Raw genomic sequence first — 18,196 nt, 5'->3', positions numbered from 1 at the left:
TTGTTTATGAACACCACAGCTGTCCAAGAAAAGCCCGCCGCCTTCAATACCGAGCGCGCCCTTGCCAGGTTCAACCTGGATAAGCCGCACTCCGGCGCCTATGTGCACACGCACGGCTGGGGCGCCGTTGATGGACGCACCACCTTCGACGCCATCTTCCCCGCCGACGGAGAAGTCGTTGCCAAGGTGGTGGGCTCGAATAAGGAAGAATACGACCGCATCATCGAAGCCGCGGTTGAAGCCCAGAAAACGTGGCGCATGGTGCCCGCGCCCCGTCGTGGCGAGCTTGTGCTGCGCATCAGCCAGCTGATGAACGAGAACATCGACGACCTGGCCGCCATTGTGGCGCTGGACACCGGCAAGTCGTTGATGGAATGTCGCGCCGAGCTGAAGGAAAGCATCGACATGGGCACGCTGGCGGCAGGCCAGTCGCGCATGCTGTACGGCTTCACCCAGCAGTCGCAGCGCCCCAAGCACCGCATGTACGACCAGTGGCTGCCCCTGGGCGTGGCGGCGGTGATCTCGGCCTATAACTTCCCGGCCGCCGTGTGGGCCCAGAACGGCTTCCTTTCCGCCATTGCGGGCAACACCGTAATCTGGAAACCCAGCCCCAAAGTGCCTCTTACCGCCATTGCCGTGCAGCAGCTGGCCGCGCAAGCGGAAAAAGAAATGGGCATGGAAGGCGTGTTCTCGTTGTTCACGCCTTCGGACGATGCCCTGGCCGAAGTGCTGGTGCGCGACACCCGCGTCAACCTGGTCTCGTTCACCGGTTCCACCGGCGTGGGCAAGAAAGTGGCTTCCATCGTCAGCGAAACCCTTGGCCGCCGCTACATGCTCGAGTGCTCGGGCAACAGCGCCGTCATCGTCGACGACACCGCCGACCTGAAACAAACCGCCCGCAACCTTACGTTCAGCTCGATCGGCACGACCGGCCAGCGCTGCACCAGCATGCGCCGCGTCATCGTTCACCGTTCAGTGCACGACGACCTGGTTGAGCTGCTGAAGAAGTCGTTCGCGCAGATCAAGATTGGCGACCCACGCGACGAAGATTCGGTGGTCGGCCCCCTGATCGACGCCGCAGCCCTCAATGACTACGAAAACACCATCAAGAAGGCTCTTGAGCAAGGCGCCAAGCTGGTTTACGGCGGCAAGCGCATCGACCGTCCGGGCTACTACGTTGAAGGCGCCATCCTGACTGGGGTCGACCCCAGTTGGGAATGCGCCCAGAATGAAACTTTCGCCCCGATCGTGTCGGTGATTCCCTTCGACACCCTCGAAGAGGCCATGGAGATTCACAACAACGTCAGCCAGGGCCTGGCCTCGGGCATCCACAGCACCAACATCTTCAACATTGAATACTTCCTGTCGGCCGCCGGCAGCGACTGCGGCATCGCAAAGGTGAACTCAGGCACCACCGGCGCCGACGTCGGCGCGGCCTTCGGAGGCGAGAAAGCCACTGGCGGCGGCCGTACCGCCGGCTCCGACTCCTGGAAGGGCTATATGCGCCGTCAAAGCGTGGCCATCAACTGGAGCGGCGAAACGCCCTGGGACAACCGTATTTCGCTATAAGCGGGATTTTTTAAGGAAACACTATGAACAAGCAACGTATTACTTCACCCGCCGTCAAAGAGCCGGCGCCGCAACTCTGGTCCAACTGCATGGTTGTCGGCGACGTGGCCTACGTTTCCGGCATGACAGCGCGGGGGCCCGACGGCCAGACAGTATTGGGCGAAGATGAATACGGTCAGTCGAAGGTCATCTTCCAAAAAATCAAAGACCTCGTCGAAGCAGCGGGCGGCGTGATGGACGACGTGGTCAAGATGACCATCTTCGTCACCCGCATCGGGCAGAACACCAAAATCTGGGATGCCCGCAAAGAGTTCTTCACCGGCGACTTCCCCGCCTGCACCCTGGTCGAGGTAAGCTCGCTGGCCAAGCCCGAAATCCTGGTCGAGATCGAAGCCACCGCCCACATCGGCTGCAGCAAGGGCGCCGATTAAAAAGCAAAAAGCGGGCTTACGAAGCAGGCCGGGCGGCAATCGATCAGCCGCGAAGCTCCATGCTTGCACGCCTTGCCGCGACGCACGCTCAAATGTGCGCCGGGCAAGGCGTTTTTCAAAACTCTGAGGCGTGCCCGGTAAGGGCCACGCCTATCTTCAGCAGAAAATGCGACACATCGTCGCACCATCGTTCAAGCCACGAGTGGCGCGCATTGGATTCCACCGTGACCCGATTGCAACTGTTCGACAGCTCGTGTTCCAAGGCGGCCTTCAATTGCGCCGCAAAGCCTTGATCGCTGATGAAGACATTGGTTTCTCGTGCCAGCAACAGGCTGAACGGATCCATATTCGACGAACCCACCATCGCGCAACCATCAATCACCGCCACTTTGGCGTGCAGATAGCTGGGCTGGTACTCGTAGATTTCTATGCCGCCCGCCAGTACTCGCGTATACATGCTGCGGCATGCCCGGTATTGCAATGCATACTCGGCCCTGCCCTGAAGCAGCAGGCGCACACGCACACCCCGGCGCGCCGCACGGCGCAACGCCGCCTTCAGGCGGCGACCCGGAAAAAAATACGAGTTGGCGATCAGGACATCCTGCGTAGCCGTTTCCAGCGCCTGAATGTAGACGCTCTCTATCGTGGTGCGAAAGCGCAGATTATCGCGCATCAGCACTGTGCCCCGCATGCCTGGGTCGAACTGCTCTTGCTCTTCGGCCAGAACCCGGGCCCGCCGTTCACGCCAGCCTTTTACACGCTCGTAGAACTCGCCCCAATTCTCGCTCCAGCCATCGCGCCGACGCCAGGCCATGCGCATCCATAAATCACTTTGTGCCCTGACCAGATCTTGAACCAATGGGCCCCGCATCCGGACTGCAAAGTCGAATCGCGGCTTCGGGCCCTGCCCGTCATCGGGCACGTCTTCCAGGTCATCAATAATATTGATGCCACCCACAAACCCTATCCGCCGATCGATTACCGTTACCTTGCGATGCAGGCGACGCAAGCGCTTGCGCCTGAAACGGAAGCGATCCAAACCCGCGGGCTCGGGGCGATACACACGAACCTGCGCGCCCATCTCCTCAAGCAAGCGGGATATCTCGACCGCGTTCTCGTAACTGCCAAACCCGTCGATGACAACACGCACCTTCACACCGCGCTCACAGGCCGCACGCAAGTGTTTCAACACCCTTTGGCCGGTGTCGTCAAGCGTGAAGATATAAGTCTCAAGATGGACACTGGCCTGCGCCTCATCGATATCCCGACACAGCGCAGGAAAAAACTCGCCGCCGTTCTCGAGCAGCTCAATACAATTCCCGTCTCGCCACACCAGCCGGGCCTCTTTGCGTGCCATCACTTCCCCGTCAGCTATGTGTTAGATAAGTGCCTGCAACCCAAGCGCCGCACACGTGCGCACCCGCCGCAATCGAGCTCTCAATATCCAAAACTCAAGGCAACTCAAGCTCAGCAAATATAGGCGAATGATCAGACAACTGCCGCCAAGGCCTCCCATGCAAAACACGAGCCTTGCGCACAGCAAACCCCCGTTGATAGATGCGATCAAGTCGTAACCACGGAAAGGCCGATGGAAAAGTACGCGGCGGCGGCGTCATGCGCGCCAAGCCGTTCACACCCAGCTCGTGCACCGAGCCCGCGATCCCACTGCGACTACGCAAGTTGCGACCCAAACGCCGCACCGTGTGATGCAGCGGCATGGAACGCGTGGCCAACCCTTGCGGCGACACCGCAAACACCTCGTAAAGCCCCAACTGCTGTACAAACAGAGGCGCCAGACGATTCGTCCAGTCGTTGAAGTCGCCCGCAATGATCATCGGCGCATCGGCAGGAACCATGCGCTTGATGCGTTCGACCAGCGCCATGATCTGGCGTGTGCGTCCGCCCGCAAACAGGCCCAGATGGACAACCAGGCAATGCACCTTGGTGTCATCCACCATGATGGTCGCATGAAGCAGACCGCGCTGCTCAAGCTTGTGATCCGAAATATCCTGATTTTCGTAGCTGAGAATGTCGTAGCGCGATAACAGCGCATTCCCATGATCAGTCTGGGGATGAACGACATTGCAACCGTAGCAATAATCCATGCCCAAGGCAGCGCCCAGCGACTCGTGCTGCGCGTGCAGACTGCCTTGCCGCTCATTGCGCCCCTGCACCTCTTGCAGAAACAGCAGGTCGGGATGCAGGCCATACAAACCCAAACGCAACTGCGACAACGATTCACGCGAGCCGGTTGTCGAGCGGCCCTTGTGGATGTTGTAGCTAACAATGCGCAGGATAGACATGGCCGGCCTCCCGTCGCGGGGCTATTTCGCCTCGGTCGGACGCAAGCGTATGTGCAATTCGCGCAGTTGCTTCTCGTCCACCGGCGAAGGCGCGTGCGTAAGTAGATCTTGCGCGCGCTGGGTCTTGGGGAAAGCGATGACGTCGCGGATGCTTTCAGCGCCCGCCATCAGGGTAACCAGGCGGTCAAGGCCAAATGCCACACCGCCATGCGGCGGCGCGCCATACTGCAACGCGTCAAGCAAAAAGCCGAACTTCTCACGAGCCTCTTCGGCATCGATGTTGAGCGCCTGGAAAACCTTGTTCTGCACGTCGGCGCGGTGGATACGCACCGAGCCTCCGCCGATCTCCCATCCATTGAGAACAATGTCGTAGGCCTTGGCCAGGGCCTTCGAAGGCTCGGTCTCGAGCAATTCCTCGTGGCCGTCCTTGGGGCTGGTGAACGGGTGGTGGGCGGCAAAGTAGCGGCCCTCTTGCTCATCGTATTCGAACATGGGAAAGTCGACGACCCACAGGGGCTGCCAGCCCGCTTCGAACAGGCCTTTTTCCTTGCCCAGGTCGCTATGGCCGATACGCACGCGCAACGCACCCATGGCGTCGTTCACCACCTTGGTCTTGTCGGCCCCGAAGAAGATCAAGTCGCCGTTTTGCGCTCCGGTGCGCTCGATAAGCTGCGTCAGCGCCTGAGCATGTATGTTCTTGACGATGGGCGACTGCAATCCCTCGGGTATCGCGGCTGCATCATTGACCTTGATATAGGCCAGGCCCTTCGCGCCATAGATGCCGACGAACTTGGTGTAGGCGTCGATTTCGCTGCGAGCCATGGCGCCGCCGCCGGGAACACGCAACGCCACAACGCGGCAGGCAGGGTCTTGGGCCGGCGCGGAAAACACCTTGAAGTCGACATCGGCCATCAGGTCGGACACATCGGTGAACTCGAGCTTCACGCGCAGGTCGGGCTTGTCGGAACCAAAGCGGCGCATTGCCTCTTCCCACGTCATGGTGGGGAAAGATTCGGGCAAGGTTACGCCCTGCACCTGGCTGAACACGTGGCGCAGCATGCCCTCGAAAATCTCGCGAATCTGCTCTTCGTTGAGGAAAGAAGTTTCGCAGTCGATCTGGGTGAACTCGGGCTGGCGGTCAGCGCGCAGGTCTTCGTCCCGGAAGCACTTGGTGATCTGGTAGTAGCGGTCAAAGCCGGCCACCATCAGCATCTGCTTGAAAAGCTGGGGCGATTGCGGCAGGGCAAAAAATTCGCCGGGGTTCACGCGCGACGGCACGAGGTAATCGCGCGCGCCTTCTGGCGTGCTTTTGGTCAGCATCGGGGTTTCGATATCGATGAAGCCCAGGCTGTCCAGATATTTGCGCACCTCGATCGAGACCCGGTAGCGCAACATCAGGTTCTGCTGCATTTGGGGGCGGCGCAAGTCGAGCACCCGATGGGTAAGGCGCGTGGTCTCGGAAAGGTTGTCGTCGTCAAGCTGGAAGGGCGGCGTCACCGAAACGTTCAAGATCTCTATCTCGCGGCACAGAATCTCGATTTCGCCCGAGGCCAGTTCGGCATTGCTGGTGCCTTCCGGCCTCAGGCGCACCAAGCCGGTGATGCGCAGGCAAAATTCGTTGCGGATGCGCTCGGCCGTGGCAAAGGCTTCGATATTGTCAGGGTCTACCACCACCTGCGCCAGGCCGGCACGGTCGCGTAAGTCGATGAAGATGACGCCGCCATGATCGCGGCGCCGATGCACCCAGCCAAACAAGGTGACTGTCTGGTCCAGTTGTTCTCGACTGACCTCGCCGGTGTAGCAGGTACGCATGAAGGAGTGCTCCGTATTGTTGAATCTGTTGGTGTCGGCGGCAGGGCCGCAATGGCCCTGGTCCGCGGAACGCGGCGCCGCCAGGGCGCCGATGGGAATCAGGTGGCGGCCGCCGGTGTGGATGCCGTAGCAGACGTGGTGTCGGCGGGCTTGGAAGCCGGCGCAGTCGACGAGGCGGAAGAGTCGCCGCTGGAGGAACCCTCGGCGGCCCCGCTCGGTTTTTTGCCGCCGTCGCGGAAATCGGTTACATACCAGCCCGAGCCTTTAAGCTGGAAGCCTGCAGCGGTAACTTGTTTGACATAGGTGCTTTTACCGCACTGGGGACAATCGGTAAGAATGGGGTCGGACATCTTTTGCAGAACGTCTTGCGCATGACCGCAATCGCTGCATTTGTATGCATAGATAGGCACGGAAAAAAATCCCAAGAAAAATAGTCTAAGGAAAACCGCCGGCTGCCGCCCTGGGGTCGCGCTTAACGTGCGACGCGCGGCATAGCATCAGCCCGGATAGTGGCATCGGCCGAATCAGACTATGAAAACCACGGATAACGCGTGATTTTAGCTGTTTTTGCCGTTTACCACCCAGAAGGCGCCTGGCCTTCGCCAAGTAAATGAGGGCAGGCGCGGGTAAATCAAGGGACGATCAACGGGCGAGCATCTGCCGTAGCGGCCAAGCATCCCGCGATCATGATACGGGGGCTCACGACTCCGAGATGAAACGCCGCACTGAAGTTGAGGCGCCTGATAAGGCCCCTGCGGGCTGCGTAGCTGGGCGATCTGAAGTATTCTAAGCGGTTGGATCGCTCTTTTTCGGACCTGCTTTCATCATGCCCACCCCTTCTGCGTACACGTTCTCGCAACGCGCGAAAAACATCACCAGTTCGACCATTCGCGAAATCCTCAAGGTTACCGAACGGCCCGAGATCATCTCGTTCGCCGGCGGCCTGCCCGCGCCCGTCGGGTTTCCGATTGCGAACGTAAACCAGGCCATCGACCGCGTCTTGCGTGAAAGCGGACACTCCGCCTTGCAGTACGGCCCCACCGAAGGCTATAAGCCGCTGCGCGAGTGGGTGGCGCAAGACATGCAACGACGCGGCGCGCAGGGCGTCAGTATTGACGAGGTTTTGATCGTGTCCGGGTCGCAGCAGGCGCTTGATCTATTGGGCAAGTTGTTCATCGATCCGGGCAGCAAGGTGCTGGTGGAAGCGCCCAGCTATTTGGGCGCCCTGCAATCGTTCTCGCTGTACGAGCCCCAGTACCTTACCGTGCCCACCGACGAAGGCGGCCTTATTCCCGAAGGCTTATCCGAGCAGCAAATGCGCGAAGCGCGCTTCATCTACGCCTTGCCGAATTTTCAAAACCCCACCGGCCGCACGCTGGGGCTGGAGCGCCGCAAGAAGCTCGTCCAACGTTGCGCCCAAGCGGGCCTGCCCATTATTGAAGACGACCCCTATGGCGATCTGCGCTACGCAGGCGAAGCCCTGCCCGGGTTATTCGCCCTGGGCCGTCAGGCCGGCGCCACCGTGATTCGGCTGGGCTCGTTCTCGAAAGTACTGGCCCCGGGCCTGCGACTGGGCTATATCGTTGCCCCGGCGCCCATCATCAGCAAGCTCGTGCAAATCAAGCAAGCCACCGACCTGCACACATCAACGCTGACACAGATGGCCGTATACGAAACCATTAAAGACGGTTTCCTAGACCAGCATCTTCCGGCCGTGCGCGACATCTACCGCGAACAATGCGGCTACATGCTCGACGCCATGCAGGCTCACTTCCCTTCAACTGCCACCTGGACACGGCCTGAAGGGGGCATGTTCATCTGGGTCACCCTGCCGTCGCACATCGACGCGCAAGCGTTACTGGCCCAAGCCATTGAACAGAAAGTCGCTTTCGTGCCCGGCGCGCCCTTCTTTGCCGACGAGGCGCGGCACAATACGCTGCGCTTAAGTTTCGTCACCGTTCCCGAGGCCCGCATTCGCGAAGGCATCGCGGTGTTGGGCCGCCTGATCGCTGAAAGCGAAGCCACAGATAGCGAAACGGAAGCGAAGGCGCTCGATGAAGCAGATGCCGCGTCCATGGCCTTGGCTGCCGCGCCCGACAACGCCGTCAACCCCTCCGCCGCCGGCCAGCCGGCAGTCTGATTTTCCCGTATGTCGTCGATACACCAGCCTCCACCGGACAACCACGCCTCCAACCCGCTACCCGACCTGTCAGACATGCGCCACGACGATTGGGTCGAACGCTGGCTGCCAAGGTCGTGGGGGCCTTATGCGCGGCTATGCCGGCTGGATCGGCCCGTGGGCACTTGGCTGACCCTGCTGCCATGCCTGGCCGCGCTGGTGCAGGCCGCCGAGGGCTGGCCCACGCTGTGGCGCCTGTTTATTTTTTCTTTGGGTGCGCTGTTGATGCGCGGCATCGGCTGCACGCTCAATGACATCTTTGATCGCGATCTTGACCACCAGGTCGAACGCACCCGCTTCCGCCCCCTGACCAGCGGACAGATCACACTGCGCAATGCGCTGTATTTTTTGCTGGGCCAGTTTGCCATCTGCGCGCTGCTGCTCTTCGCCATCAACGAATACAGCCGCTGGCTGGCCGTGGCGCTGGTGCCCATCGTCATCATCTATCCGCTGTGCAAGCGCTTTACTTATTGGCCTCAGATCGTTCTGGGCATCGGCTTCAATTGGGGCATGCTGATGGCCTGGTCCGACACGCAAAACTATATTCCGCTTGCCGGCGTAGCCATGTGGGTCGGCGCGGTGCTGTGGCAAGTGGGCTATGACTCGATCTACGCCTATGTCGATGTGCGCGACGACCTCAAGGTGGGCGTCAAGTCTACCGCCATGCGTTTCGCCGAACACGGCAAGCTCTGGATCAGCGGCTTCTACCTGGCCACCTTCCTGCTATGGCTGTACGGCGGCTTGGCCCTGGGGCATCATATTGCGTACTTTGTGGTGCTGGCGGTTATAGGCGGCCATTTCCTGTGGCAGATGTTCACCTTCAACCTCGCACGGCCCGACCGCAACTTCATGCTGTTTCGCTCGAACATGACGGTGGGCGTGATGCTGATCGTCGCAACACTGGCGGGCACATTGTTATAAGCCGGCTCACGTGGGTAAAACGCTTAAGGGTTTGGCTTTTTCTTCAAGTCATCCCGGCTATGCTTCCCCAGCGAAGATGCTCCGGAGAAGTAGATGGCGCGGCCCAGCAAGTGCCCTGCGACAGGAATAGAGAACACCAGAAAAAGGACAGCAAGCGCAGCGATACCCATCGTATAAGCATCGCGGCTTGCGAGCGCTACACCCGCAACGGTTAGGCCCGCCCCAATCGTTCCAGCCTTTGTAGCCGCATGCATGCGTTGCAACGGATCCTTAAAGCGCAGCACCCCCAGGCTTGCGGTAAATAAAAAGGCGAAGCCGGAAAGCTGCAGCAGCAAGGCTAGTATCAATAACACGTTGGCCATATTCATTGCCTGCCCTTCTTCTCGAGAAAGATCGCCAACGCACAGGTACCCATAAAGCCAAAGACCGCCAGCCCAAGCCCCACGTCCAGAAACTCGCGACGTCCCGTCGCACCCATCGTTAAAGCGGCCGCCGCCACCGCCAATCCGGTCAGCATATCCAAGGCAACGAAACGATCGGCATGTGTCGGCCCGCGAAGCATTCGAACTATAGTCATAGCCAATGGCGCGATCAAAGCAACAAGCAGAGCTCGAGAAACCATCGTCACAATGTCAGTGAGCTGTATAAGTAGGTCTGTCATCCTTCAATCACCAAAATCGTGTCTTCGAACGCACCGCGTATGCCGTTAACGATTTCTTCTTCTGAGTCGACATCCAGGCAGTGCACGTACAGGCATTTCCGATCATCGCCAACGTACAAAGAAGTTGTACCTGGAGTAAGGGAAATAAGGTTGGCCAGCGTGGCTATACCCATATCGGTTTTCACCCGTATCGGTACCGCAATGACCGCTGATCGAAAAGCCTGATCAGACGCGAATACCGCCCGAGCCACTGACCAGGAAGAAAGCATCAGCTCGCGCAAAAATATTACGCAAAGCTTAAGGCACGCTACGGCTCGGCGAAAAAAGCCTGGCTTCATGGCGAGACTCCCATCGTGGAATGAGATGAGTCGAGCGTCGTGGATATGTAATGGTCGGGGTTCAACAACGAATCGGCCGCCAACTGCGAGAATGTGATCAATGCCTCGGGCTGCAAGCCTAGCCACAGCGTGACCAACGCCAAGGCGCCAATTCCCGCTTTCATGGGCCCGGGCACGCGGCAGGCGAAAGTACGTTCAAACTTTGCGGGCTTCCAGAACGCTTCGATCCAGATCTTGCTCATTGAAAAAATAGTCAACAAACCGACAAATAGTCCTATCGCCGCCAACCACGCCGCATCTGCTTCGAATGCCGCGTCAATAATCAAAAACTTGGCCCAGAAGCCGGATAGCGGTGGTATTCCAGCCAAGGAAAGAGCCGGTATCGCAAAAAGCAATGCCAATAATGGCTGACTGCGCATCAAACCGCCCGCGCGCCGTAAATCATAAGTACCCGTAGTGCGATGCACGGCGCCCGCAATCAGGAACAAATTGGCCTTGACGATAATGTGATGCACGATGTAGAAAATGGCTCCTGCCATCGCCGCGGTGGTTCCCAGCGCAAGGCCAAGAAGAATGTAGCCGATCTGGCTGATGATATGAAATGACAAGATTCGCCGTATATCCCACTGCACCGCTGCACCGAAAACGCCGAAAAGCATCGTGCCCGCAGCCATCAGGGCAATGATTTCGCGCAACTGAGCGCCGCCCAAAAATAAAAGTGAAAACACACGGAAGCAGGCGTAGACACCGACCTTGGTGAGCAGGCCGGCAAAAATGGCCAAAATCGCAATCGAGATCGTATGGTAGGACGCGGGCAGCCAGAAAAAAATCGGAAAATAGCCGGCTTTAATACCGAAGCCCAGCAAGAAAAACGCGGCGGATGTTGTCAATGCGATACTGGCCTCGGTCTGGGGCAGCACTCGAGCCAAATCAGCCATATTGAGCGTCCCGGTAACGCCGTAAAGAATTGCAATTGCCAGCAAAAACAATAATGTGCTCAGCAGATTCAGTGCCGCGTACTTGATGGCGCCATCGAGCTGGGCTCGGCTGTGATCAATGACCAGCAAGCCCAACGAGGTGATCAATATGATTTCGAACCAGACATACAGGTTGAAAATATCGCCTGTAAGAAAGGCGCCATTGACGGCGGCTAAGAGTCCGAACATCAACGGGTACACACCATTGCGCACGTGTCGCCGCCGAGTGACCGAAAGGCTGTACACACCAATGGCCAAGGCCAGCGTGCCAGTAACAGCCACCATCGCCGCACCTAAGCGATCTGCAACAAAGCTGATGCCAAACGGCGCCTGCCAGCCGCCTATTGTCATAGCCAGCACATCGTTTACGGACACCTGCCACAACAGCGCAAAGGCTGCGCCCAACATGAGCGCAAGCGCGGATAAGTACACAATGCGCTGCGCACCTGGCTGCCGCCACAGCACCATGCATAGCGCCGACGCCGCCATGGGAATTAAGACAGGCCACAAAATGATGTGGGCTTCCAGCACCTGGATCACTCTGGCGCCCCCTGTGCTCGTTGCTTTTCAGAAAGCTTTGCGTGGCTGTCAATGGCGCTTCCTAAAGCTTCAGCATCGTTCAGATCACGGTTGTCGAGCGTGCCAGTGTCGCGATAAATTCTAAGGGCAAGTGCAGCCACGAAGGAAATTAACGAAAAGCCAATCACAATTGCTGTCAACACCAAGGCTTGCGGCAGAGGATTGGCAGACCCCGCAGTAAGCACTTCCTCAAGCCCAGCCATCACGGGTGGCGGGTTACGCCCAATACGGCCCGCCAAGAAAATTACCAGGTTGACGGCCGCGGATATCAACATGATTCCAAAGATCATCCGGACGATATGCCGGGATAGCAGCAAATACAGGCCTACAGCCATAATTGCCGCGATACAGGCCGCATAGATCAGATTCACGTTATTCCTCGTTCTCGTAGAGGCGCAGCACCATACAAAGCATGCCACCCATGACAGTGCAATAAACGCCAATATCAAACAACAATGTCGTGCCAAGTTTGAAGCCGTTGTCGAAAATCAGCCATTTATGTGTCAGAAAGCCGTCTCCGGCAACCATGCCCGGAACGCCGCTGAGAATGGCGAAGGCCACGCCTGCCCCCGCCAACACGACGGGTGAAATTCGCAATACCTCGCGCGCCCTTTGGACACCTTGAGACAAGGCGATCAAACTGATGGCCATTGCGGCGACCAGCCCTCCAACAAACCCACCGCCGGGCTCGTTGTGTCCCCGCCAGAGGATCACGAGCGAGGCAGCCATCATTGCCCAAAATAGCAGTCGGGCAGTCGTCGAAAAAATCAAAGAATTCATGACATCTTCCTGACGTTGTGCTGGCCAGCAGTCTTGGGGCTGCGTGTGCGGTTGCGCCGCCTTAATAGGCCCCACACCCCTAGTGTGGCGAATCCGACCACGGCAATCTCTCCGAGGGTGTCCAAAGCCCGGTAATCGACGATGATGACATTGACCACATTTCGGCCGTGTGCTTCAAAAAAGCTGGAGGCCCCGAAGAATTCAGACAAGCGGCTGTCGAATGGCTGGGCCAGCATGCTGGCCAAGGCGACAAACACCACAATCCCGAAAGCGGCAGCAACAACCAGGTCGACGGTACGCTCTCGGGCGCTACGCCCGGTTTTCACGCGATCGGGAAGCCGGACCATTACGGCCATAAGCACAATCAATACGAGTGTTTCGACCGCGAACTGAGTCAGCGCCAAGTCGGGAGCGCCGTGCAGCAGGAAAATCAACGCAGAGCCATAGCCAACGACTCCCACGCCTATCAAGCCCAGCAAGAGCTCCCGGGAACAGGCCGCAGTTACGGCGCCCAGCACCGCGAAAATCAACAGGGCCGCCGGCAACAGATACAGCTTCCCGCCAAAAGAAAGAGTTCCGTCAGTACTATGACTAATGGACCATGCAGAAATACCCACAAGCGCAAGACTTGTCATCAAGGTATACCGCCGCATGTCACCGTTTTGCAGTTGCTGTGTAGACCAGCGGGCACTCGCCAAAATCACATCGACCACTGCCTGGTAAACCGCATTCGCTTCCACGCGAGACAATAATTTCGTATTTGCCAAGCCATGATGCACAGCGTCCCACTTCCATGCCAGGACGGTTCCAAGCAGGATAACCACACCGCTCAGGGCCAGCATGGGCGTAAGTCCATGCCATAACGAAATGGACATCTCAACAGGCGCGCCATAAATAGCAACCACGGCTGGGGTAATCAGGTAGGTGGAGAAGAACCCGGGAGCCACCCCCACAACGACTCCCAGAAATCCTAGAACCAAAGGCCCTGCCAGCAATCCGGGCGACTCGCCATGCAGCACGGAGGCAGGCCTATGCCGGCTGCGAACAAATGGCCTCAACGAGACCACCGCGGCAATGGCGACCATGACGCTATTGACGATCACTGCGACGACAACGGGTATGGCGTTCCAGTTGCTGCCAAGTTGCGCTTCGAAAAGAAATTCTTTAGAGATGAACCCTAGAAACGGGGGAAATCCGGCCATCGACATGCTTGCCAAAATCGCCGCCAAGGCGGTAAACGGCAAAAACCGGCCTAAACCTCCGAGCCTGCGCAGGTCACTAATACTTGTTGCATGGATTGCCGTGCCCGCGCAGAAGAACAAGGCGGCCTTATAAAATGCGTGGGCCAGCATGAACGCGCAGGCAGCCATCACCGCCGTCGGGCCGTTCAAACCGATGAGCATCACAAGAATCCCTAGCGACGCGACAGTAGACTGGGCGAGTACAGCCTTATACCCGGTGGAGCGTATAGCATGGGCCGCCGCCACCAACATCGTTGCCATGCCAATGATTACCAGGGTATCGCCATACCACCACAGGTCTGCCAGAATATGATCAAAGCGAGCCAAGAGGTATACGCCTAACTTCACCATCGTGGCCGAATGAAGGTAAGCCGACGCCGGGGTCGGTGCGGCCATTGCCTGTGGAAGCCAAAAATGAAAGGGGAACTGGGCTGATTTTGCAAAGGCGCCCAACATAATCAAGATCACAGCGGGTGCCAGCCATTGGCTGGCCAGCAATTCGTCAGCGCGTTCGCTGATCTCTGTCAGCGAAAAGGTGCCCATATCGATTCCAACCAGCAATATTCCCGCGAATAATGCCAGCCCGCCTGACCCTGTGACCAGCAATGACTGCAACGCGGCTTTGCGCGCGCCTGCCTTGTGCGACTCGAATCCAATCAAGAGGAACGAAAGAAAACTCGTGGCCTCCCAGAAGACGAACATCACAATGAGATCGTCCGAAAGCACGGTGCCCAACATCGTGGCCATGAAAGCCAAGATGAGGAAGGTGAATCTCGCTCGATCACGCCTGGCAGCGGTAGAGAAATATGCGGTCGCATAAAGAACCACTAAAGTGCCTATGCCCGTAATCAACAACGCGAATAAGAGCGAAAAACCATCAAGACGCAACGAGAACACCACATCCAGCGACGGCACCCACGGCAAGAACTCACTTACGACCTCTCCGGCGGCAACTGAGCGAACATATTGTGCAAACGCAATAAACAATCCAACCGGCAGAAGCGCGGGCAAATAGCGGGTCAACGTTCCTTCGAGCAACGCGACACGCCATCCCACGACAGAGCCAAAGCAGGCAAGCGATAAGATAGACAGTAATGTCATCGGCGCCTCAAAGGACTAAACAGTACTGCCCGCTTCAGTACGCGCATGCTATAGGGCTGCGCAGGGGCAGGCGCGCGCGTCGAAACGTCTCGTACGCTATTGACGCATAAGACGAAACGGACTAGCGAGAAGGGAAGGCGGGCTTGGCTCTCGGCCTCGAAAAATCGACGGCGCGAGCAAGTAGAAAGTGGTAAGCGAAGTATGCAATTCGCGTGGCGGGCGGCAAGGTCCATAGGAGGTCGTCAGCAAATCGCATTGGCGGCCCGACCAATACATTTAACCTTCCGGCATCAAATGAAACCGAAACCCGCGACCATTGTATCTAAAAAAAATCGCGGATCAACGCGTTTTTTCAACTAGCGAAACACCTTCCTCGAACCGCAATGGATACTTTGCCGCATCATTCAACTGGTAATGCCACCACTCGGTAGGCAAAGACGCAAACCCCGCGTGCAGCATTATTCCCAGCAGTAAAGTCCGATTCCGCTGAGCCGGCGCCGGAAGATCATCGCGGTCGTGATGCGATTGCTCGCGCATCTCGTCGAAACCCGTGCCCATGTCCAGAGCCTTGCCGCTTTCATCGAGCAAAGTCACATCCACTGCCACCCCTCGGCTATGGTTCGATCCCACAGCCGGGTCCGCCACATACTGCGGATTCGGGCACAAGCGCCACAAGACTTCTTGTGCCGCCGGCGGCCGATACGCATCGAAGATTTTTAGCGTAAGCCCTGATCGTCGCGCCGCAACAGCCGCTCGCATCAAGCAGGCGGCCGCATCCCGATGCAGCAGGCACGGCGCATCAGCCGCATAGATGGGCAAGCAGACAAAATTGTTGGAGCCGGCGTAGACCAGGTCTATCTCGACGGGATAAGTGGATGGCTCGATATGCACCAAATGTTCGGCAGGCATACGGGCGCCTGCTTCGACTTGACTTTCAAGTGGTAGCGCCGCCGGCGTAGCTGTCGGCGTCTGTTCAGGGACAGCTTGACGCCGAGTATCCGCCCCGAGCGCCATGGTTAAGAGTCTCGTGACTTCTTGGCATCGCGGCGCACTAGCCGCACTAACCAAGTAAGCAAAGTCAGCGAACAGACCAGACCCACTGCAAAAAGCAGCAAAACGATGATTTCACCGGACGTCATATCGTATACGCATTGCAAGACTTGAACATGTGCCTATGTTAACGCCATTGATACAAAGATGCCCCGGCAGCCGATCTTGACAGACGTTTCTGTGAAACAATACCTGCTTTAGGCGGTCTAACCCCAATGGCCACTCAAGATGTGCTGTTCCAGTCGCTCGAAGAGCAAGGCTGGGCGATCAGTGATCGCATTGTTCTTCCGGCGCTTACCCAGGCTCTATATAACCACGCCCACCAATTGTGGCAGCAGGGCTTTTTCAAGCCTGCTTCGGTTGGCCGCAACGCCGGCTTGGTCCACGACCCCGATGTCCGCGGCGACGCCATCTGTTGGCTTGATGAGAAGTCCCCTGCTGCGCCGATCGTTGAATTCCAGGCTTGGGCGCACCAGTTGCGCCAAGATCTAAATCGACATTTTTTTCTTAGCCTGCGCTCGCAGGAATTTCATTTCGCCCGCTATGAGCCCGGCCACGGCTATGCCCGTCACGTCGACCAGCACATAGGCTCAGGCGCGCGCAAAATATCGCTGGTGTTGTACTTGAACGAAGATTGGGAAGCCGGCGACGGCGGCGAGCTCTGCTTGTACGATGCCGAACCGACGATAGGGCCGGAGCAAGAGTCCACGCCTGCGCCGGCTTCTGACACAACCTCTGCGCCAACGCACGAGGCACCGCCTCTGCCAGCCGAGGCATCCGCAGCGAAGCTTCTGCCTCAAGCGGGCCGGCTGGTGCTATTTCGAAGCGACACAATTCCCCATGAGGTTCTGCCAGCCCGGCGTGTGCGCTGGAGCCTGACCGGCTGGTATAGGGATGACGACCAGATCTAAATGCGTGGAGAACTGGGTTGAACTGCCGATAGCCAAGTTACCTTAGATCGCGCAGACCAATTCCGTATCGTTGGGCGGCACACCTATGTTGTCTTTTGCAGCGGCCACGTCCAAATCGCGCGGCAACGTCACACCGTTCTTCACTGCCAGCACCTCGGCCATGATGCTAACCGCAATCTCGGGCGGCGTCTTGCTGCCGATGTATATGCCGATGGGGCCGCGCAGACGGGCCAGCGATTCTTCGGTCTGGTCGAAGTATTCGATAAGGCGTTCGCGCCGCAGGTTGTTGTTGCTGCGCGAGCCGATGGCGCCCACGTAGAACGCCTCTGTCTCGAGCGCCTCTAGCAGGGCCAGGTCGTCAAGCTTGGGGTCATGGGTAAGGGCTATGATGGCGGTGCGGCGGTCGGCGCGAAACTCGCGCACCACGTCATCGGGCATTTCGGAAGTGAGGGTGACGCCGTCTACCGACCAATTGCCGCGATATTCTTCGCGTGGATCGCATACCGTTACCGTGAACCCGTTGAACAGCGCCATGGTGGCCAGGTATTCGGTTAGCTGGCCGGCGCCGATAAGCAGCATCCGGTACTCGGGCCCGAAATTGTTTAGCAAGGTCGTATCGGAAAGAGACAGCTCAGAAGGTTGTTCGGCGGTGTGCAGGCTAACCTTGCCATCGGCAAGATTCACCTCGCGCTGCATGAGCTTGCCGTTTTCAAGCTGCCTGACAAGCTTGCTTAGAGGCTCGGGCTCGGGGTCGAATTCCAGCAGCAGTTGCAGCGTACCGCCGCAAGGCAGGCCGAAACGATGGGCTTCGTCGGCCTTGATGCCGTATTTCAAAAGCTCGGGCGCGCCTTCGGGGATTTCACCGCCCCCGCCCTCGCCGGAATAAGCGCGAGTGAAGCGATAGATTAAGTCGTCTTCGATACAGCCGCCCGACACTGAGCCCACCACCGTGCCGTCTTCGCATAAGGCCATGATGGAACCAATGGGGCGGGGCGACGAACCCCAGGTACGCACTACGGTGGCCAACAGGGCGCGACGCCCTGCCAAGCGCCAGTCGCGCAAGGCGCGTAATACGACGAGATCTAGATTTTCCATGACTTGAACCCAATCGAAAGTGCCGTGCGTGGTCGTCGACCAGAAAAAACAACGAGTTGGTATCGCTGCTGCGCGCACGTATTGAGTCTTACTATCTACAGTATATGCGTATATGCCCTTCTCGACGAGCCGGCATTTTTCATGCCTGCGGCGCGTGGCGGGCTCGCCAAAGCACCAAATAGCAGGAAAAACACGTAGCCGCCCAGCGGCGAAGACCCATCCAACAAAAATTTCAGGTCGGCATGCCG

General features: G+C 58.2%; 18 protein-coding genes. 5 read left to right on the top strand and 13 right to left on the bottom strand.

Annotated elements, in window-relative coordinates; all coding sequences use genetic code 11:
* Positions 1 to 6 precede the first annotated feature (6 nt).
* Positions 7 to 1,569, top strand: a complete 1,563-nt coding sequence (locus ACIY1O_RS07710; RefSeq protein ID WP_397474512.1) for an aldehyde dehydrogenase family protein — start codon at positions 7 to 9, stop codon at positions 1,567 to 1,569.
* Between the two features lie 23 nt (positions 1,570 to 1,592).
* The gene (locus ACIY1O_RS07705; protein WP_397474511.1) at positions 1,593 to 2,000 is read left to right on the top strand and encodes a RidA family protein; all 408 of its coding nucleotides are present in this window, start codon (positions 1,593 to 1,595) and stop codon (positions 1,998 to 2,000) included.
* A gap of 115 nt (positions 2,001 to 2,115) precedes the next feature.
* Here the strand turns inward: ACIY1O_RS07705 and clsB are convergent, their stop codons facing one another.
* The 4 genes from clsB to ACIY1O_RS07685 form a co-directional block, all read right to left on the bottom strand.
* A complete protein-coding gene (clsB, locus tag ACIY1O_RS07700; protein WP_397474510.1) occupies positions 2,116 to 3,357 on the bottom strand; it encodes a cardiolipin synthase ClsB in 1,242 nt (413 codons plus the stop codon).
* 94 nt (positions 3,358 to 3,451) lie between these two features.
* Complete coding sequence (locus ACIY1O_RS07695) at positions 3,452 to 4,303, bottom strand: endonuclease/exonuclease/phosphatase family protein (RefSeq protein WP_397474509.1); 852 nt, start codon at positions 4,301 to 4,303, stop codon at positions 3,452 to 3,454.
* Positions 4,304 to 4,324: 21 nt separating this feature from the next.
* Positions 4,325 to 6,115, bottom strand: a complete 1,791-nt coding sequence (aspS, locus tag ACIY1O_RS07690; RefSeq protein WP_397474508.1) for an aspartate--tRNA ligase — start codon at positions 6,113 to 6,115, stop codon at positions 4,325 to 4,327.
* A 98-nt stretch (positions 6,116 to 6,213) separates the two neighbouring features.
* Positions 6,214 to 6,525: an FmdB family zinc ribbon protein gene (locus ACIY1O_RS07685; protein ID WP_397474507.1), complete on the bottom strand. Its 312-nt coding sequence runs from the start codon at positions 6,523 to 6,525 to the stop codon at positions 6,214 to 6,216.
* A gap of 416 nt (positions 6,526 to 6,941) precedes the next feature.
* Between ACIY1O_RS07685 and ACIY1O_RS07680 the strand changes: the two genes are divergently transcribed.
* Together ACIY1O_RS07680 and ubiA are read left to right on the top strand one after the other, a co-directional pair.
* The gene (locus ACIY1O_RS07680; RefSeq protein WP_397474506.1) at positions 6,942 to 8,255 is read left to right on the top strand and encodes an aminotransferase-like domain-containing protein; all 1,314 of its coding nucleotides are present in this window, start codon (positions 6,942 to 6,944) and stop codon (positions 8,253 to 8,255) included.
* Between the two features lie 9 nt (positions 8,256 to 8,264).
* Positions 8,265 to 9,215, top strand: coding sequence for a 4-hydroxybenzoate octaprenyltransferase (gene ubiA, locus ACIY1O_RS07675; RefSeq protein ID WP_397474505.1), 951 nt, complete (start codon positions 8,265 to 8,267; stop codon positions 9,213 to 9,215).
* Positions 9,216 to 9,238: 23 nt separating this feature from the next.
* Here ubiA and mnhG read toward each other — a convergent pair whose 3' ends face one another.
* The 8 genes from mnhG to ddpX all read right to left on the bottom strand — a co-directional run bounded on the left by mnhG (position 9,239) and on the right by ddpX (position 15,801).
* The gene (mnhG, locus tag ACIY1O_RS07670) at positions 9,239 to 9,577 is read right to left on the bottom strand and encodes a monovalent cation/H(+) antiporter subunit G (protein WP_397474504.1); all 339 of its coding nucleotides are present in this window, start codon (positions 9,575 to 9,577) and stop codon (positions 9,239 to 9,241) included.
* Positions 9,578 to 9,579: 2 nt separating this feature from the next.
* Entirely contained in the window at positions 9,580 to 9,792 is a 213-nt protein-coding gene (locus ACIY1O_RS07665; protein ID WP_397474503.1) for an MrpF/PhaF family protein, read from the bottom strand.
* A gap of 80 nt (positions 9,793 to 9,872) precedes the next feature.
* On the bottom strand, positions 9,873 to 10,214 hold the full coding sequence (locus tag ACIY1O_RS07660; protein WP_397474502.1) for a Na+/H+ antiporter subunit E: 342 nt from the start codon (positions 10,212 to 10,214) through the stop codon (positions 9,873 to 9,875).
* On the bottom strand, positions 10,211 to 11,731 hold the full coding sequence (locus ACIY1O_RS07655) for a proton-conducting transporter transmembrane domain-containing protein (RefSeq protein WP_397474501.1): 1,521 nt from the start codon (positions 11,729 to 11,731) through the stop codon (positions 10,211 to 10,213). Before ACIY1O_RS07655 ends, ACIY1O_RS07660 begins: the two co-directional genes overlap by 4 nt.
* Positions 11,728 to 12,141, bottom strand: a complete 414-nt coding sequence (locus ACIY1O_RS07650) for a sodium:proton antiporter (RefSeq protein ID WP_397474500.1) — start codon at positions 12,139 to 12,141, stop codon at positions 11,728 to 11,730. The genes ACIY1O_RS07655 and ACIY1O_RS07650 overlap by 4 nt, the downstream gene beginning before the upstream one ends.
* A gap of 1 nt (position 12,142) precedes the next feature.
* Positions 12,143 to 12,550: an MnhB domain-containing protein gene (locus ACIY1O_RS07645; protein ID WP_397474499.1), complete on the bottom strand. Its 408-nt coding sequence runs from the start codon at positions 12,548 to 12,550 to the stop codon at positions 12,143 to 12,145.
* Positions 12,547 to 14,892: a hydrogen gas-evolving membrane-bound hydrogenase subunit E gene (gene mbhE, locus ACIY1O_RS07640; protein ID WP_397474498.1), complete on the bottom strand. Its 2,346-nt coding sequence runs from the start codon at positions 14,890 to 14,892 to the stop codon at positions 12,547 to 12,549. The genes ACIY1O_RS07645 and mbhE overlap by 4 nt, the downstream gene beginning before the upstream one ends.
* Before the next feature lie 339 nt (positions 14,893 to 15,231).
* Positions 15,232 to 15,801, bottom strand: a complete 570-nt coding sequence (ddpX, locus tag ACIY1O_RS07635; RefSeq protein WP_397474497.1) for a D-alanyl-D-alanine dipeptidase — start codon at positions 15,799 to 15,801, stop codon at positions 15,232 to 15,234.
* Between the two features lie 356 nt (positions 15,802 to 16,157).
* Between ddpX and ACIY1O_RS07630 the strand changes: the two genes are divergently transcribed.
* On the top strand, positions 16,158 to 16,853 hold the full coding sequence (locus ACIY1O_RS07630; RefSeq protein ID WP_397474496.1) for a 2OG-Fe(II) oxygenase: 696 nt from the start codon (positions 16,158 to 16,160) through the stop codon (positions 16,851 to 16,853).
* A 42-nt stretch (positions 16,854 to 16,895) separates the two neighbouring features.
* On the opposite strand, the gene ACIY1O_RS07625 is transcribed toward ACIY1O_RS07630, so the two are convergent.
* On the bottom strand, positions 16,896 to 17,948 hold the full coding sequence (locus tag ACIY1O_RS07625) for an XdhC family protein (protein ID WP_397474495.1): 1,053 nt from the start codon (positions 17,946 to 17,948) through the stop codon (positions 16,896 to 16,898).
* Positions 17,949 to 18,196 lie beyond the last annotated feature (248 nt).

It is taken from the genome of Pusillimonas sp. (genome assembly GCF_044464525.1).
Classification (GTDB): Bacteria; Pseudomonadota; Gammaproteobacteria; order Burkholderiales; family Burkholderiaceae_B; genus Pusillimonas.
The sequence above is the reverse complement of the archived record's forward strand: the minus strand, read 5'-3'. Positions and strand labels throughout refer to the sequence as shown.

What these genes read in the sequence shown, in the direction of transcription:
- ACIY1O_RS07645 (WP_397474499.1), bottom strand. Translation starts at nt 12,550, where the DNA reads ATGAATTCTTTGATTTTTTCGACGACTGCCCGACTGCTATTTTGGGCA.
- mbhE (WP_397474498.1), bottom strand. Translation starts at nt 14,892, where the DNA reads ATGACATTACTGTCTATCTTATCGCTTGCCTGCTTTGGCTCTGTCGTG.
- ACIY1O_RS07710 (WP_397474512.1), top strand. Translation starts at nt 7, where the DNA reads ATGAACACCACAGCTGTCCAAGAAAAGCCCGCCGCCTTCAATACCGAG.
- ACIY1O_RS07630 (WP_397474496.1), top strand. Translation starts at nt 16,158, where the DNA reads ATGGCCACTCAAGATGTGCTGTTCCAGTCGCTCGAAGAGCAAGGCTGG.
- clsB (WP_397474510.1), bottom strand. Translation starts at nt 3,357, where the DNA reads ATGGCACGCAAAGAGGCCCGGCTGGTGTGGCGAGACGGGAATTGTATT.
- ACIY1O_RS07695 (WP_397474509.1), bottom strand. Translation starts at nt 4,303, where the DNA reads ATGTCTATCCTGCGCATTGTTAGCTACAACATCCACAAGGGCCGCTCG.
- ACIY1O_RS07680 (WP_397474506.1), top strand. Translation starts at nt 6,942, where the DNA reads ATGCCCACCCCTTCTGCGTACACGTTCTCGCAACGCGCGAAAAACATC.
- ubiA (WP_397474505.1), top strand. Translation starts at nt 8,265, where the DNA reads ATGTCGTCGATACACCAGCCTCCACCGGACAACCACGCCTCCAACCCG.
- ACIY1O_RS07705 (WP_397474511.1), top strand. Translation starts at nt 1,593, where the DNA reads ATGAACAAGCAACGTATTACTTCACCCGCCGTCAAAGAGCCGGCGCCG.
- aspS (WP_397474508.1), bottom strand. Translation starts at nt 6,115, where the DNA reads ATGCGTACCTGCTACACCGGCGAGGTCAGTCGAGAACAACTGGACCAG.
- ddpX (WP_397474497.1), bottom strand. Translation starts at nt 15,801, where the DNA reads ATGCCTGCCGAACATTTGGTGCATATCGAGCCATCCACTTATCCCGTC.
- mnhG (WP_397474504.1), bottom strand. Translation starts at nt 9,577, where the DNA reads ATGGCCAACGTGTTATTGATACTAGCCTTGCTGCTGCAGCTTTCCGGC.
- ACIY1O_RS07660 (WP_397474502.1), bottom strand. Translation starts at nt 10,214, where the DNA reads ATGAAGCCAGGCTTTTTTCGCCGAGCCGTAGCGTGCCTTAAGCTTTGC.
- ACIY1O_RS07625 (WP_397474495.1), bottom strand. Translation starts at nt 17,948, where the DNA reads ATGGAAAATCTAGATCTCGTCGTATTACGCGCCTTGCGCGACTGGCGC.
- ACIY1O_RS07665 (WP_397474503.1), bottom strand. Translation starts at nt 9,792, where the DNA reads ATGACTATAGTTCGAATGCTTCGCGGGCCGACACATGCCGATCGTTTC.